The 14,725-nt window shown below is 68.6% G+C and carries 14 protein-coding genes; 4 read left to right on the top strand and 10 right to left on the bottom strand.

What is annotated here, in order from left to right:
* Positions 1-42: 42 nt before the first annotated feature.
* Positions 43-861, bottom strand: a complete 819-nt coding sequence (locus tag BCEP18194_RS08790) for an outer membrane protein assembly factor BamE (protein ID WP_011350927.1) — start codon at positions 859-861, stop codon at positions 43-45.
* Between the two features lie 141 nt (positions 862-1,002).
* Between BCEP18194_RS08790 and fur the strand changes: the two genes are divergently transcribed.
* Complete coding sequence (fur, locus tag BCEP18194_RS08785) at positions 1,003-1,431, top strand: ferric iron uptake transcriptional regulator (RefSeq protein WP_011350926.1); 429 nt, start codon at positions 1,003-1,005, stop codon at positions 1,429-1,431.
* A gap of 177 nt (positions 1,432-1,608) precedes the next feature.
* Here fur and BCEP18194_RS08780 read toward each other — a convergent pair whose 3' ends face one another.
* The 3 genes from BCEP18194_RS08780 to BCEP18194_RS08770 all read right to left on the bottom strand — a co-directional run bounded on the left by BCEP18194_RS08780 (position 1,609) and on the right by BCEP18194_RS08770 (position 4,577).
* The gene (locus tag BCEP18194_RS08780) at positions 1,609-2,127 is read right to left on the bottom strand and encodes an ureidoglycolate lyase (RefSeq protein ID WP_041493007.1); all 519 of its coding nucleotides are present in this window, start codon (positions 2,125-2,127) and stop codon (positions 1,609-1,611) included.
* A 14-nt stretch (positions 2,128-2,141) separates the two neighbouring features.
* The gene (gene alc, locus BCEP18194_RS08775; protein ID WP_011350924.1) at positions 2,142-3,149 is read right to left on the bottom strand and encodes an allantoicase; all 1,008 of its coding nucleotides are present in this window, start codon (positions 3,147-3,149) and stop codon (positions 2,142-2,144) included.
* Positions 3,150-3,254: 105 nt separating this feature from the next.
* On the bottom strand, positions 3,255-4,577 hold the full coding sequence (locus BCEP18194_RS08770) for a C4-dicarboxylate transporter DctA (protein WP_011350923.1): 1,323 nt from the start codon (positions 4,575-4,577) through the stop codon (positions 3,255-3,257).
* 212 nt (positions 4,578-4,789) lie between these two features.
* On the opposite strand from BCEP18194_RS08770, the gene BCEP18194_RS08765 reads away from it, so the two are divergent.
* Entirely contained in the window at positions 4,790-5,512 is a 723-nt protein-coding gene (locus BCEP18194_RS08765) for a FadR/GntR family transcriptional regulator (RefSeq protein WP_081436572.1), read from the top strand.
* A gap of 53 nt (positions 5,513-5,565) precedes the next feature.
* On the opposite strand, the gene cynR is transcribed toward BCEP18194_RS08765, so the two are convergent.
* Positions 5,566-6,456 (bottom strand): transcriptional regulator CynR, encoded by an 891-nt coding sequence (cynR, locus tag BCEP18194_RS08760; RefSeq protein ID WP_011350921.1) that lies wholly within the window; start codon positions 6,454-6,456, stop codon positions 5,566-5,568.
* Positions 6,457-6,768: 312 nt separating this feature from the next.
* Here cynR and BCEP18194_RS08755 point away from each other — a divergent pair, with 312 nt between their 5' ends.
* On the top strand, positions 6,769-7,968 hold the full coding sequence (locus tag BCEP18194_RS08755; RefSeq protein WP_011350920.1) for an MFS transporter: 1,200 nt from the start codon (positions 6,769-6,771) through the stop codon (positions 7,966-7,968).
* 109 nt (positions 7,969-8,077) lie between these two features.
* Here BCEP18194_RS08755 and BCEP18194_RS08750 read toward each other — a convergent pair whose 3' ends face one another.
* The 4 genes from BCEP18194_RS08750 to BCEP18194_RS08735 all read right to left on the bottom strand — a co-directional run bounded on the left by BCEP18194_RS08750 (position 8,078) and on the right by BCEP18194_RS08735 (position 12,547).
* The gene (locus tag BCEP18194_RS08750) at positions 8,078-9,136 is read right to left on the bottom strand and encodes an L-idonate 5-dehydrogenase (RefSeq protein ID WP_011350919.1); all 1,059 of its coding nucleotides are present in this window, start codon (positions 9,134-9,136) and stop codon (positions 8,078-8,080) included.
* A 10-nt stretch (positions 9,137-9,146) separates the two neighbouring features.
* Positions 9,147-10,100 (bottom strand): 2-hydroxyacid dehydrogenase, encoded by a 954-nt coding sequence (locus BCEP18194_RS08745; RefSeq protein WP_011350918.1) that lies wholly within the window; start codon positions 10,098-10,100, stop codon positions 9,147-9,149.
* 69 nt (positions 10,101-10,169) lie between these two features.
* Positions 10,170-11,618 (bottom strand): MFS transporter, encoded by a 1,449-nt coding sequence (locus BCEP18194_RS08740; RefSeq protein WP_011350917.1) that lies wholly within the window; start codon positions 11,616-11,618, stop codon positions 10,170-10,172.
* A 155-nt stretch (positions 11,619-11,773) separates the two neighbouring features.
* Positions 11,774-12,547: an SDR family NAD(P)-dependent oxidoreductase gene (locus BCEP18194_RS08735; protein WP_041493006.1), complete on the bottom strand. Its 774-nt coding sequence runs from the start codon at positions 12,545-12,547 to the stop codon at positions 11,774-11,776.
* A 151-nt stretch (positions 12,548-12,698) separates the two neighbouring features.
* On the opposite strand from BCEP18194_RS08735, the gene BCEP18194_RS08730 reads away from it, so the two are divergent.
* Positions 12,699-13,601: a LysR substrate-binding domain-containing protein gene (locus BCEP18194_RS08730; RefSeq protein ID WP_011350915.1), complete on the top strand. Its 903-nt coding sequence runs from the start codon at positions 12,699-12,701 to the stop codon at positions 13,599-13,601.
* 89 nt (positions 13,602-13,690) lie between these two features.
* Here BCEP18194_RS08730 and gap read toward each other — a convergent pair whose 3' ends face one another.
* Positions 13,691-14,701 carry a type I glyceraldehyde-3-phosphate dehydrogenase gene (gene gap, locus BCEP18194_RS08725; RefSeq protein WP_011350914.1) on the bottom strand — a complete coding sequence of 337 codons (1,011 nt, stop codon included), beginning with the start codon at positions 14,699-14,701 and terminating at the stop codon, positions 13,691-13,693.
* Between the last annotated feature and the right edge of the window lie 24 nt (positions 14,702-14,725).

Raw genomic sequence — 14,725 nt, 5'->3', positions numbered from 1 at the left:
TAAAGACGGGCGGCTCATGCCGCCCGGTTTCCGCACGCGGACTTACTGCGCCGGCGCGGTGATCGGCTGGTTCTGCAGCGTGTCCGAGCCTTGCGGGCCGACCGGCGGCGACGCCTCGTTCGACGCGTTCGGCTGCGGCGGACGATGGAACTGGAACTGCGGCTGGATCGCCGGAACCGCGCCCGGCGGCTGGCCGCCCGGCACCGGCGCACCGCCGGCAGCCTGCGTGGACGGCGCGAACCGCCGTGCGGCCGAGCCCTGACCCGACACCTGGTTGGTCGCACGGTTGGCCGCACGGGCGGCCTGCGCGTTCGCATCCTGGTCGACCGCCGCACCGGACGCCGGCGCGGCGGACGGGCTGGCGACAGCCTCCGGCGCCGGCGCGCTCGCTGCCGCTTGCGCGGCGCTCGCGGCTGCGGCAGCCTCGGCGGCCTTCTTCGCCGCTGCGGCCGCCTTCGCCTTCTTGCCGCCGCGGTCGCCGTCGATATCGGCCAGCAGGTCGAGTTCGGAAGGCAGGTTGTCCGCCCCCGTCCAGCCCGCCACGCGATCGCCCGAGAACGTCACGACGAGATCGCGCTGCTGGACGACTGCCGTCGAGCCGCGCTTGAAGTAGAAGAGGTAATCCCAGCGGTCGGCGTGGAACATGTCGGCCAGCAACGGGGTGCCGAGCAGCGCGCGCACCTGCTCGCGCGACATGCCGACCTGCAGCTGTGCGGCCTTCTCCTGCGACACGAAGTTGCCTTGCACGACGGTAATCCGGTAGGGGGTGATGCTCTGCGCGATGCGCTGCGTTACGCTGTCGTACGACGAACAACCAGCCAGCGCGGCAACGGCGGCGGCAGCGATGATGACACTCCGCATGCGGCTCCTCTGAAAGTGCGAAAGAGATTCTGGAATCATTTCCCTCACCGTGCAGGCCCGTGTGCAGGCCGCGCGTGTTTCTGGAACGGCGAAAAGCCGGTAACATTGAAGCCCTGCATTGTACTCTAGGGATGCCTAGCCATGACCAATCCGACGGATCTCAAGAATATCGGGCTAAAGGCCACCCTACCGCGCCTCAAGATTCTCGAGATCTTCCAGCAAAGCCCGGTGCGCCACCTGACGGCAGAAGACGTCTACCGGAACCTGCTCAACGAGCAGCTCGACATCGGGCTGGCCACCGTTTACCGCGTGCTGACGCAGTTCGAGCAGGCCGGCCTGCTCACCCGCAGCAACTTCGAATCCGGCAAGGCCGTGTTTGAACTGAACGAAGGCTCGCACCACGATCACCTCGTGTGCCTCGATTGCGGCCGTGTCGAGGAATTCTTCGACGCCGAGATCGAAGGCCGCCAGCAGGCGATCGCGAAGGAGCGCGGCTTCCGGCTCCAGGAGCACTCGCTTGCGATGTACGGTTCCTGCACGACCGAGAACTGCCCGCACCGCAAGCACTGATTCGCGCGCTTCGCGCACGCAGCACGGCCCGGCCGGCATCTCGCCGCCCGGGCCGTGTTCTTTTCGGGATAGCGGCCGCACGCCGCCGCGTGAGTCGCGCGCCCCGGCTTTCGAAAACCCTTCGACCGGTCCGCCCGGGCTGCCGTCAGGCAGCCGGAGTCGGGCGTTGCGCTTGCGTCAGGCCGCGCAGGCCGGCTCGAACTCGAGCGCCCACGCGCGCTCGAGCGGGATCTCGTCGCAGTTCGGCTGCGTGCCGCCGCGATCGACGATCACGAAATCGCTGACCGCGTCGAGCGCGAGCAGCGGATGGTGCCAGACGCCCTTCGCATAGTTCACGCCCTGCCAGCCTTCCGCGAGGAACGCGCGCATCGCGTCGGGCCGGAATTCGCCGGCCGGCGCGACGACGATCGCGTAGCGCGACACGGCCGCGAGCGGGATGAACGCCTGGCTGCCGTGCGGATGGCGCTCCATCAGCGTGACCGCGACCGGCAGCGCACGCGGCTGCGCGCGGAACACGCTGACGAGCGGGCGGCCGCCGTCCGCGCACACGTCGATCGTCGCGAGATCGTGGAAGCGCTCGGTCGTGCCGCCGTTGATCGGAAAATGCCGCGCGCCTTCGAGCGCGATCACGTCGCCGAACGGCGCGAACGCTTCGCGCGTCAGGCGCTCGACGCGCAGGATGTGGGATTCGCTCATGCCGTTGCCCTCCTTCAAGCCGGCTCGCCCCACAGACGCAGGCGCGACACGCCGCCATCCGGGAAGATGTTGAAACGCACGTGCGTGACGGGGCCGAGCGCGGCGAGCTGGTCGAACGTGTGGACGTGGTCCATCTGCAGCTTCTGCTCGCCGAGCAGCTCGGCCCAGAACATCGCCTGCGTGACGAGCGAATCGTCGGTGCCGCCTGCGACCTGTGCAGCCTGCAGCGAGCAGCGGTCGGGGAAATTGCCCTTGAAGAACGCGGTATCGACCTCGACGCGCCGGATGATGCCCGGCCGCGCGAGCGCGACGATCGCCCAGTCGTTGCCGGGCTCGCGGCGGCGCCGCGTTTCCCAGCCGTCGCCCATGTTCACGCCGCGCCCCGGCATCAGCATCTGCGACGCCGGGCCGAAGTGCTGGTTGTTCGCGGCCACGAGGTAGCCGCCGTTCTCGGTTGCCGCGAGATCGACGAGCTCGCCGGCCGGCACCTGGCGCCAGTCGCGCTGCGGCTGGCCGTACACGCGCAGCCGTGCGAGGCCGCCGTCCGGGTACAGGTTCACGCGCAGGTGCGTATAGGGCTGCGCATCGTCGACGCTCACGTAGTGATGCGAATTGCCCTGCAGCGTCGTCGCCGGGACGATCGGGCGCCATTGCGCGTCGTCGGGCGGCATGTCGCCTTCGGCAACGCATGCGTCGATCGACGCGGCCGGCGGGAAGTTGCCGGTGAAGTGGCTCGTATCGAGGTCGACACCGTAGATCACGCCCGGCCGCGCGAGCCGCACCACGCAGAAGTCGTGGCCGGTCGTGCGCTTGCGGCGCGTTTCCCAGCCGTCCATCCACTTGCCGTGGTCGTCGTACTTGCCGGGAATGAACACGGCCGGCTCAGGATTCAGCATGCGCTCCTTCGGCGCGAAGAATTCGTCGCTGGCAAAGAGCGCCAGCGCCCCGAGGCGCGGGTCGGCGAGGTTCATGTAGCGCCGCGTGAAGGCCGGCGCATTCGGATCGAGGATGGGGGCTGCCATGTCGTCTCCTGAGGTTCGATGACGTGCCGGCGCTTCGAGGCGCCGGCCACATGAATTCGGTTGCGCGGGACGACCAGGGGAAGCCGCCCCGCGCGGGGGGTGCGCTCAGAGCGCGTGAGCCTGGTCGCCGGCGACCGGCGCCGCGCGGTCTTCCTCTTCGGCCGGCACGTAGCGCAGCTCGCGGTTCAGCACGCGTTTCGCGCGGGCACGATCGATGTCGTTCTCCCACACCGCGACGACCACCGTCGCGACGCAGTTGCCGATCAGGTTGGTCACCGCGCGGGCGATGCCGACGAACCAGTCGACCGGCAGGATCAGCACGAGGCCGAGCACCGGAATCGCGGGGATCGCCGACAGCGTCGCCGCGAGGATCACGATCGCCGAGCCCGGGATCCCGTGCGCGCCCTTCGACGTGACGAGCGACACGAGCAGCACGACGATCAGGTCATGCGTCGACAGCGGCGTGTTGGTGGCCTGCGCGATGAACAGCACGGCGAGCGTCAGGTAGATCGAGAAGCCGTCGAGGTTGAACGAATAGCCGGTCGGGATCACGAGGCCGACCGTCGAATCCTTCACGCCCATGTATTCGAGCTTGCGCATCACCTGCGGCAGCACCGCGTCCGACGACGCCGTGCCGAGCACGATCGACAGTTCCTCGCGCAGGTAGCGGATCAGCTTGAACACCGAGAAGCCCGCGAGCCGCATCACCGTGCCGAGCACGACCGTGACGAACACGAAGCAGCTCAGGTAGAACACCGCGACCAGGTAGCCGAGCTGCTTGAGCGACGCGACGCCGTACTTGCCGGTCGTGAACGCGATCGCGCCGAGCACGCCGAGCGGGGCGAGCTTGATGATGAAGCCGATGATCCGGAAGAACACATGCGACAGTTCCTCGATCAGCGAGTTGACGCGCTGCGCCTTGTCGCCGAGCAGCGACAGCGCGGAGCCGAACAGCACCGCGAACACGAGGATCTGCAGGATGTCGCCCTTCGCGAACGCGTCGATCGCGGTCTCGGGGATGATCTTCATCAGGTAGCCGGCCGTGTCCTTCAGGCTTTCGGCGTTCTTCGCGTACGACGCGAGCGACGACGCGTCGAGCGAGCGCAGGTCGATGTTCATCCCGACGCCCGGCCGCGTGAGCCACGCGAGGATGAGGCCGATGCCGAGCGCGAGCGTCGTCATGATCTCGAAGTAGATGACGGCCTTCAGGCCGACCCGGCCGACCTTCTTCAGGTCGCCCGCGTTGGCCATCCCGCTGACCACGACGCAGAACACGATCGGCCCGATCACCATCTTGATGAGCTTCAGGAAGCCGTCGCCGAGCGGTCGCAACGACTCGGCGAAATGCGGGAAGAACGCGCCGAGCGCGATCCCTAGAATCAATGCGACGACTACTCGGCCAAACAGCGAATTGAGGAATTTCGACACGGCGCTCTCCCGATCCAACGGTTGCAGTTTCGTCTGTTCATACTGGTAAGACCAGTGATGTTATGGTGGATAGTAGGAAGCCGATATAGTGGAGTCAAGGACGGACGAAATAGGGATTTCCCGCCCCCGCCCGCCTGGTTTCGATGCACCGGACAGAGACAGATCGTGGCTTTCCCGTAGGCCGGTCATGCACCGCCTGCGTGCGGATTACAATGCCGGTCAGACCGGCCAAAGTTCACATCATGAAAAACGTTCCGCATACCGTGACCGACGCCGCCATCGCGACGATCCGCGACCGGATCGAGGCAGGCGTTTATCCGGTCGGCAGCCTGCTGCCGGCCCAGCGCCAGCTCTCCGAGGAGCTGGAGATCAGCCGCGCGTCGCTGCGCGAGGCGCTCTCGACGCTCGAGGCGCTCGGGATGCTGCGCATCCGCGCCGGCAAGGGCGTGTACGTCGAAAGCGCGCAGGCCACGGCCGCGCATGCGTGGCGGTTCGCCGAGCAGTCGTCGCCGCCCGACACGTACCAGATGCGCTATGCGCTCGAAGGGTTCGCCGCGCGGATGGCCGCGCACGTCGTCAGCGATGACGACATCGCGTGGTTCGAGGACAACCTCGCCGACCTGCATGTCGCGCTCACCGAAAGCGCGCTCGACGAGGCGTCGCAGCTCGACTTCGACTTCCACATGCGGATCATCCATCTCGCCGGCAACGCGGCGATCGAATCGGTGCTGCGCAGCAGCGCGGACATCATGAAGGAAAGCCAGCGCATGCCGTTCTACCGGCGCGAGCTGCTGCTGTCGACGTGGCAGGAGCACCGCGCGATCGTCGACGCGCTGATCGCACGCGATGCGGCTGCGGCAGGCACCGCGATCGAAACGCACATCGCGAACGCCGCGCAGCGCGCGGGCATCTTCTTCCCGACGCCGCGCGCATAACGCGGGCGGGCGGTCGAGCGGCCCCCGCCGCGCGCACCGCCCGGTCGTACCGGTCAACCTCCCGACGGATCGCGATACGCGAGCGCACGCTCGATGAACGCGCGCGCCGCGACGCTGCGGTACGCGCCCTTGCGCGTCAGCAGGGCTGCCGTGCGCGCCGGCAGCGGCGGATCGATCTCCAGCGCGCACAGGTCGGCGCTCTCGCGCGCGACCGCGTCGGGTAGCACCGTCGCCAGCCGGCCGCACCGCACGAGTTCCAGCACCGCGCTGATCGTATTCGTCTCGATCGCGATCTTCGGCTGCGCCCCGTGCTCGATGAAATACCGGTCGATGCTCTCGCGCGTCGCGAACGCGCGGCTCAGCAGCACCAGCGGCTCGCCGCCGAGCTCGGCCGGCGTCAGTGCGCGGCGGCGCCGCGCGAGACGGTGCGTGCGGCCCGTCACGAGCGCAAGCGGCTCGTCCCACAGCGGCAGCGCGTCGATGTCCGGCGCGCGCGGCGGCATGAACGCGAAGCCCGCGTCGAGCCGGTCGTCGGCCAGCAACGCCTCGATGCGTTCCTGCGGCATCGCGTCGATCGACAGCGCAACATTCGGATAGTCGGCATGGAACGCGTCGATCAGCGAGCCGCTCAGGTAGGCCGCGAAGGTCGGCATCATCGCGAGCCGCAACGACCCGCTGCCGAGATCGGCGACGTCATGCAGCGCGCGCTGCCCCGTATCGAGCTCGTGCAGCGCGGCGCGCGCATGGCGCGCATAGACTTCGCCGAACTCGGTGAGCTGCACCGTGCGGCCCGAGCGGTCGAACAACTGCACGCCGAGCGATTCCTCGAGCTGGCGCACCTGCTGCGACAGCGTCGGCTGCGAGACGTGCAGCGCGTCGGCCGCGCGCGTGAAACTGCGCTGCTCGGCGACGGCCAGGAAATAGCGGATGTGGCGCAGTAGCATGGCGGCCAATGTATTGGTTTTACCAATGAAGTGCATAACGATCCAGTCTTGGACGCTATGGTTCGATTCCCGCATCATACGCACATCCGTTCCCGTGCATCGCCGCTGTCACCGCACCGGAACGGCTCGCCCGGGCCCGCCCTGCCTCCGCCCGCCGCACGACGATCCGCCGCCCGCCCGATCCGGGCCCGGCCGCGATCCGCCCGGCGCGCATCGGCTCACCGCCGATCCGCTGACGCCGGCCCCGATTTCCGTCACCCCGCGCATCCGACGGCCCCGTGCCGCCGGCCGGCGCCGCTGTTTTTCGCGACCATGGAACCGCATCACGACACCCATCCTCCCCTCACCCGCGGCATGACGCTGCTGTTCGCCTGCGCGTGCGGCATCGTCATCGGCAACATCTATTACGCGCAGCCGCTGCTCGCCGCGATCGCGCGCAGCTTCGGGCGCGCGCCGACCGAGCTCGGCTATCTCGTCACGCTGACGCAGCTCGGCTACGCGGCAAGCCTGCTGCTGATCGTCCCGCTCGGCGACGCGGTCAACCGTCATACGCTGATCGTGCGGCTGTTGATGCTCAACGTCGTCGCGCTGGTCGCGGTCACGTTCAGCACGAACTTCACGATGTTCGTCGTCGCGAACATCGCGGTCGGCTTCGTCACCTGTTCGACGCAGCTGCTCGTGCCGTTCGCCGCATCGCTCGCCGACGCACGCTCGCGCGGCCGCGCGGTCGGCACCGTGATGAGCGGGCTGCTGCTCGGCATCCTGCTCGCGCGCGTCGCGGCCGGTGCGATCGCCGACGGGTTCGGCTGGCGCGCGGTGTACGGCATCGCTGCGGTGATGGTGGCGGTGCTGACCGTCGTGCTCGCCGTGAAGCTGCCGAAGGATCGCCGCGATGCGCGCCTCGACTATGCGGCGCTGATGAAGTCGCTCGTCGCGCTGGTGCGCGCGCAACCGCTGATCGCGCTGCGCTCGACCTACGGCGCGCTCGTGTTCGCATGCTTCAGCCTGCTGTGGACGGGCCTCACGTTCCTGCTGAGCCAGCCGCCGTACAGCTATTCCGAAGGGCAGATCGGCCTGTTCGGCGTCGTTGGCGCAGTGGGTGCGCTCGCGGCGACGTCGGCCGGCCGGCTCGTCGATCGCGGGCACGGCAATGCGGCGACGGGGCTGTTCGCGGCGGCGGTGCTCGCATCGTTCGCGCTGATCGCGACCGGCGCGCACTCGCTCGCCGCGCTGATCGCGGGCATCCTGCTGCTCGACGTCGGCGTGCAGGGCATGCACATCTCGAACCAGAGCGTGATCTATGCGCTGGCCGGCAACGCACGCAGCCGCGTGACGACGATCTACCTGACGAGCTACTTCATCGGCGGGGCGTTCGGGTCGTTCGCGGCGAGCGTCGCGTACGGCATCGACGGCTGGCGCGGCGTGTGTATCGCGGGCGCGGCGCTGTCGGGTGTGCTGATCGTGCTGTGGCTCGCATCGCAGCGCGTCGGCGTGCGGCAGGTCACGCAGTAATGCGCGGGTAGTCCGTTTCCGCAGTACGACGCAAAAAAGGCACGCCGCGCGAACCGCGGGCGTGCCTTTTTTCATGACGCGGATACCGTCGTGCGTCAGCGCCTCACGATCATGCAGCCTCGTCCGCGAAGTCGATCAGCACCTTCATCGCGCGCTGCCGGTCGCCGGCCAGTTCGAACGCGAGGTTCGCATCGCGCATCGGGAACACGCGCGTGACGGCCGGGCGCAGGTCGACGCGCCCCGCGTTGATCAGCTGCACCGCGAGCGCGAATTCCGCATGAAAACGGAACGATCCGCAGATCGACAGCTCCTTCGCGACCACGACGTTCTGCGGCAGGCTGACATCGCCGCCAAGCCCGAGCTGCACGACGACGCCGCGCGGACGCATCACGTCCAGCCCGTCGCGCAACGCGCGCGCATTGCCCGAACACTCGATCATCACGTCGAACGTGCCCTTGTCGGCAGCGTAACGCTCGACCCAGCCGGCATCGGTCGCCGCATTGATCGTGCGGTCGGCGCCGAGCGCGCTCGCCACTTCGAGCGGCGCCTCGACCACGTCGGTCGCGACGATCTCCGCCGCGCCGTGCACGCGCGCCGCCGCAACCGCCAGCACGCCGATCGGCCCGCAGCCCGACACGAGCACGCGCTTGCCGATCAGCGGGCCCGCGCGCGACACCGCGTGCAGCCCGACCGCGAACGGTTCGGCGAGCGCCGCGAGCGACAGCGGCACGTGATCGGCGACCTTCACGCACTGCACCGCGTCGCACACGAGTGCATTGCGGAACGCGCCCTGCACGTGCGGCATCCGCATCGCGCTGCCGTAGAAGCGCATGTCGAGACACTGGTTCGGCAGCCCTTCGAGGCAGTAGCGGCATGCGCCGCACGGCCGGCTCGGATTGACCGCGACGCGATCGCCGACCTTCACCGACGTCACGTCCGGCGCCACTTCCGCGACCGTGCCGGCCACCTCGTGGCCGAGCACCATCGGCTGCTGCAGCCGGATCGCACCGAAACCGCCGTGCCGGAAGTAATGGAGATCGGAGCCGCAGATGCCGCCCATCGCGACATCGACACGCACCTGGCCCGGGCCGATCTCGCCCGCGTCCTGCTCTTCCACCCGCAGGTCGTTCGGCCCGTGGATCACGACACACATGCAACGCATACGCATGACAGCCTCCTCAGACGACCGGCGTGACCAGCGGCGCACCGGCGAAGTGCGCGGCAAGGTTGTCGCGCACGAGCCAGCCCATCGCCTGGCGCGTCTCGATCGTACCGCTCGCATGGTGCGGCTGCAGCAGCACGTTCTGCAACGCGAGGAAACGCGGGTCGATGCGCGGCTCGTTCCAGAACACGTCGAGCGCCGCGCCGGCGATCGCGTTGCGCTCGAGCGCGTCGAGCAAAGCCGGTTCGTCGACGGTCGTGCCGCGCGACACGTTCACCAGATAGCCTTGCGGCCCGAGCGCGTCGAGCACGGCGGCGTCGACGAGGTGGCGCGTCGTCGGCCCGCCCGCGAGCGTGACGATCAGCAGGTCGCACCAGCTGGCCAGCTCGGCGAGGTCGCCGAAGAAACGGTGCGGGCTGTCCGTGCGCGGTGCGACGTCGAAGTAGCCGAGCTCGACGTCGAAACCCGACAGCCGACGCGCAATCGTCGTGCCGATCCGGCCGAAGCCGACCACGCCGACGCGCTTGCCGTAAAGCCGTGTGACGAGCGGCATGTCGCCGTCGGACCATGCGCCGGAACGCACGTACGCGTCGCCGGCACCGATGTGGCGCATCATCGCGAGTGCGAGCCCGACGCCGAGGTCGGCCACGTCACCGGTCAGCACGTCGGGCGTGTTCGTCACGCGGATGCCGCGTTCACGTGCGGCGGCGAGATCGATCGCATCGGTACCGACGCCGTAGCAGGAGATGATCTCGAGCTTCGGCAGCGCGGCGATCAGCTCGGCATTCGCGCCGAGATCGCCGCGCGTCGCGATCGCGCGCACGCCGGCGCCGTGTTCGGCGAGGAACGCCGCGCGGTCGGTGGCTTCCCACAGCCGGTGAACGTTATAGCCGGCCAGCCATGCGTCGTCCCACGGCTGGTAAGGGCCCGTCATCAGCAGGTCGGGCCGCTGGGTCGATTCGTGCGCCATCTGCGCTTGCTCCTGTCGAGATAAGTTGAATGCGAAAGCGTGCCGGGCCGCGTCAGCCGCCCGGCCCGTTCATGCGTGCCGCGCGATCGCATCGGCGTCCGGGGCCGGTGCCGCCTGCGCCGCGTCGAGCGGATCGTCGAGATCGCGGTTCAGCGTTTCCGGCATCCGCGACGTCGTGAACAGCGTGATCAGCGTCAGCAGCACCAGGTACGCGGCGATCGGCACCCATGCGCGCACGCCGGCCGTGTGGTCGCCGCCGTGCATGGCGATCACGGTTGCGATGATCGTCGCACCGACGAGCGGCGCGATCCCGCCCGCGAGCACCGCCGACACTTCGCGCGAGAACGACACGCCCATGTAGCGATGGCGCGCGCCGAACAGTTCGGGCAGCAGCGCGGCCTGCGCGCCGAGCATCCCCCAGTTCGCGAAGCCCTGCGCGACCGAGATCGCGATCACGCTCGCGACCACGTTGCCGTGGCTGAAGATCCACCACACCGGGAAGGCGAGCGCGAGTTGCAGCCATGCGAACGTGCGATACACGCGCACGCGGCCGTAACGGTCGCTCAGCCAGCCGGCCAGCGGCACCGTGCACGCGCCGACGGTCGCCGCGCACACCAGCGCGAGCGCACCGACCGGCCCCTTCATCCCGATCACGCCGGCGAGATAGCTGACCGCGAGCGCCTGGTAAATCGACGAGCCGCCGTTCTCGGCCATCCGCAGGCCGATGCCGATCAGCAGCGAGCGCTTCGAATGCTGCACGGCGCTTTTCAGCGGATTGGCCAGGACCTGCGCACGCTTCTCGAGCCGCACGAAGGTCGGCGACTCGTGCAGCCGCACGCGCATGTAGATCCCGACTGCGACGATCACCGCGCTGAACAGGAACGGCACGCGCCAGCCCCAGCCGTCGGTCACGCGGTCGATGTTCGCGAGCAGCAGGAAATAGACGGCCGCCGCGAGCACCGTGCCGAGCTGGATGCCGAGAAACGGCAGCGACGCATAGAAGCCGCGCTTGCCCGGCGGCGCGTATTCGGTCATCAGCACCGCGGCGCCGGCCTGCTCCGCGCCGGCACCGAGGCCCTGCAGGATGCGCAGCAGGATCAGCAGCGCGGGCGCCCAGTAACCGGCCGTCGCGAAGGTCGGCAACACGCCGATCAGCGTGCTCGCGATGCCCATCAGCAGCACCGTCGCGGTCAGCACGAACTTGCGGCCGATCCGGTCGCCGAGTATGCCGAACACGACGCCGCCGAGCGGGCGCACCGCGAAGCCGACGAAGTAGGTGCCGAAGCTCGCGATCAGCCGCATCTCGGCGGTCTGCGCGGGAAAGAACAGCGGCCCGAACACCAGCGCCGACGCGAGCGTGTACAACGCGAAATCGTAGTATTCGAGCGCGCTGCCGAGCGAGCAGGTCCATGCCGCGCGGTTGAGCTGCTTCGTGTCGACGCCGCGGCGCTCGACGGTCTCGCCCGGCGCACCGGACCCTGCATCGTGCCGCGCGGGCGGCGGGGAAATGCGATCCATCGTTGTCTCCTGTCTCCTGCCTTCCGTTCCGGAACCCGGCTACGCGTCGCGCGACCGGGACATCGGCCCGCTCATGACGGCGGGCTCTTCTGGGAATTCGGATGCCGGCGCGAGCCGGCGCAACGGCGCTGCGCACACGGCGCAAGCGCCGCCGCTTAAACGGCGCTGGTCAAGCCGCCGTCGACGAACAGCGTCTGGCCGTTCACGAAATCGGACGCGGCCGACGCGAGGAAGATCGCCGCGCCGCACAGCTCGTCGACGCGCCCCCAGCGGCCGGCCGGCGTGCGCTTGCACAGCCAGTCCGAGAACGCTGCGTCGTCGACCAGCGCGCGGTTGAGTTCGGTTTCGAAATAGCCGGGCGCGAGGCCGTTCGCCTGGATGCCGTGGCGTGCCCAGTCGGCGCACATCCCTTTCGTCAGCATCCGCACCGCGCCCTTGGTCGCCGCGTACGGCGCGATCGTCGGCCGCGCGAGCTCGCTCTGCACCGAGCAGATGTTGATGATCTTGCCGCGGCCGCGCGCGATCATGTGCCGCGCAACGGCCTGCGCGACGTTGAACACGCCGTCGAGGTTCACGCGCATCAGCGCGTGCCAGTCATCGGGTTCGAACGCGTCGAGCGGTGCGCGGCGCTGGATGCCCGCGTTGTTCACGAGGATGTCGATCGCACCGACGCGCGCCTCGAAATCGTCGATCGCCGCGCGCACCTGTGCGTGCTCGGCGACGTCGAATACCGCGTAGTCGGCCGTGAAGCCTTCCTCGCGCAGATGCCGCACGAGCGTCGCGGCCTTCTCCTCATTGCGATCGTTGATGACGATCGCCGCCCCCGCTTCGGCCAGCCCACGGGCAAGCGTCAGCCCGATTCCGCGTCCGGAACCGGTAATCAGTGCGCGGCGGCCGTCGAGGCGGAACCGTTCAAGCGCGTTGGTCATGCGTGTCTCCTCGTGCCAGTCGAGCCGGCGGCCCATCGCGGCCGGTCTCGCGTTGACGGTATCTTCGGCCGCCGGCCGGGCGCTGCGCCAATGGTCTTTTTTGATCCGGTTATCATGAAACCTGATCACCGCCCTCTCCTGCCCGCCGCCCATGGAACTCAAGCAATTGCGCGCCTTCGTCACGCTCGCGGAAGAGCTGCATTTCGGGCGCGCCGCGCAGCGCCTGTTCATCGTGCAGCCCGCGCTGAGCATGCAGATCAAGGCGCTCGAGGAAGAACTCGGCGCGCGCCTGTTCGAGCGCGACCGGCACAAGGTCGAACTGAGCGATACGGGGCGCGTGTTCCTGCCCGAGGCGCGCGCCACGCTGCAGCAGGCCGCCCGCGCGGAACAGATGGCGCGGCTGTCGAGCCGCGGCGAGATCGGCACGCTGCGGATCGCGTTCGTGTCGTCGGTACTGCCCGTGCTGCTGCCGGCCGTGCTGCGCACGATGCGCGAGCGCTATCCGCTGATCACGCTCGAACTGAAGGACCTGCCGACGCCCGACCAGATCGCCGCGCTACGCGACCGGCGGATCGATTTCGGGATGATCCGGCTGCCGGCCGCGTATGCGGGCATCGACACGCGCGTGGTGCTCGAAGAAGGTTTCGTCGTCGCGCTGCCGCTCGACCACCCGCTCGCCGCGCACGATGCGATCTCGCCGGCCGCGCTGCGCGGCCAGCCCGCGTTCGTGCTCGCGCGCCGCTACGCGCCGGGCTTTCACGACGACATGCTGCTCGCGCTGAGCCGCGCGGGCACGACGCTCGAGATCGCGCAGGAGTTCGGGGAGTTCACGACGATGCTCGCGCTCGTCGCGGCGGGGATGGGCATCGGGCTGATTCCGGCGGAGGCCGCCAGCGCGCTGCCGCCGAACGTGCTCGCGCGGCCGCTCGACCTGGCCGGCCACCGAACGGGTATCGGCCTCGCGTGGACCGACCTCGACAGCCCGCTGAAGCGCGCGTTCGTCGCCGCACTCGAGCAGGTGACGGCAGCATCGAGCAACAACGGCGGGCAATAACTGCAGGCAATTAAAAAGCCCGGCCGGAAAACCGGGCCGGGCTCGTTCGCTACGCCGGCCGCCTTGCGGCAGCCGCGCAACGTGCGGGATTACTTCGCGTTCGCGAATGCGACAGCCGTATCCAGCATGCGGTTCGAGAAACCCCACTCGTTGTCGTACCAGCTCGACACCTTCACGAGGCGGCCCGACACCTTGGTCAGCGTCGAGTCGAACGTCGACGAAGCCGGGTTGTGGTTGAAGTCGATCGACACCAGCGGTGCGGTGTTGTAGCCGAGGATGCCCTTCAGCGCGCCTTCCGATGCTTCCTTCATGATCGCGTTGACTTCCTCGACCGTCGTGTCGCGCTTCGCGATGAACGACAGGTCGACGATCGACACGTTGATCGTCGGGACGCGAATTGCGTAGCCGTCGAGCTTGCCGTTCAGTTCCGGCAGCACCAGGCCGACCGCCGAAGCAGCACCCGTCTTGGCCGGGATCTGGCTGTGCGTGGCCGAACGCGCGCGGCGCAGGTCTTCGTGATAGACGTCCGTCAGCACCTGGTCGTTGGTGTAAGCGTGGATCGTCGTCATCAGGCCCGTTTCGAGGCCGATCTTGTCGTGCAGCGGCTTGACGAGCGGCGCGAGGCAGTTCGTCGTGCACGATGCGTTCGAGATCACGGTGTGCTCGGCCTTCAGCACGTCGTGGTTCACGCCGTAGACGATCGTGGCGTCGACGTCCTTGCCGCCCGGCGCCGAAATGATCACCTTCTTCGCGCCGCCCTTCAGGTGCGCGCTCGCCTTTTCCTTGGTCGTGAAGAAGCCCGTGCACTCCATCACGATGTCGACACCGAGCTCGCCCCACGGCAGTTCGGCCGGGTTGCGGTTGGCCAGCACGCGGATCCGGTCGCCGTTGACGATGAGGTAATCGCCGTCGACCGACACTTCGCCCGGGAACTTGCCGTGCGCGGTGTCGTACTGGGTCAGGTGCGCGTTGGTCTTCGCATCGCCCAGATCGTTGATCGCGACGATCTCGATGTCATGCTTCTTGCCGTTCTCGTAGAACGCGCGCAGCGTGTTGCGGCCGATACGGCCGTAGCCGTTGATTGCGACGCGAATCGTCATGGTCTATCTCCTGATGGCTGAAAA

This window comes from Burkholderia lata (assembly GCF_000012945.1).
Taxonomy (GTDB): Bacteria; Pseudomonadota; Gammaproteobacteria; order Burkholderiales; family Burkholderiaceae; genus Burkholderia; species Burkholderia lata.
Note: the sequence above shows the minus strand (reverse complement) of the source record. Positions and strands in the feature narration are given on the sequence as shown.

Coding starts and splice junctions, on each gene's coding strand:
- BCEP18194_RS08730 (WP_011350915.1), top strand. CDS start 12,699: ATGGAACTCAAGCAATTGCGCGCCTTCGTCACGCTCGCGGAAGAGCTG.
- BCEP18194_RS08765 (WP_081436572.1), top strand. CDS start 4,790: ATGCCGGTCAGACCGGCCAAAGTTCACATCATGAAAAACGTTCCGCAT.
- cynR (WP_011350921.1), bottom strand. CDS start 6,456: ATGCTACTGCGCCACATCCGCTATTTCCTGGCCGTCGCCGAGCAGCGC.
- BCEP18194_RS08735 (WP_041493006.1), bottom strand. CDS start 12,547: ATGACCAACGCGCTTGAACGGTTCCGCCTCGACGGCCGCCGCGCACTG.
- BCEP18194_RS08755 (WP_011350920.1), top strand. CDS start 6,769: ATGGAACCGCATCACGACACCCATCCTCCCCTCACCCGCGGCATGACG.
- alc (WP_011350924.1), bottom strand. CDS start 3,149: ATGGCAGCCCCCATCCTCGATCCGAATGCGCCGGCCTTCACGCGGCGC.
- gap (WP_011350914.1), bottom strand. CDS start 14,701: ATGACGATTCGCGTCGCAATCAACGGCTACGGCCGTATCGGCCGCAAC.
- BCEP18194_RS08740 (WP_011350917.1), bottom strand. CDS start 11,618: ATGGATCGCATTTCCCCGCCGCCCGCGCGGCACGATGCAGGGTCCGGT.
- BCEP18194_RS08780 (WP_041493007.1), bottom strand. CDS start 2,127: ATGAGCGAATCCCACATCCTGCGCGTCGAGCGCCTGACGCGCGAAGCG.
- fur (WP_011350926.1), top strand. CDS start 1,003: ATGACCAATCCGACGGATCTCAAGAATATCGGGCTAAAGGCCACCCTA.
- BCEP18194_RS08745 (WP_011350918.1), bottom strand. CDS start 10,100: ATGGCGCACGAATCGACCCAGCGGCCCGACCTGCTGATGACGGGCCCT.
- BCEP18194_RS08790 (WP_011350927.1), bottom strand. CDS start 861: ATGCGGAGTGTCATCATCGCTGCCGCCGCCGTTGCCGCGCTGGCTGGT.
- BCEP18194_RS08750 (WP_011350919.1), bottom strand. CDS start 9,136: ATGCGTATGCGTTGCATGTGTGTCGTGATCCACGGGCCGAACGACCTG.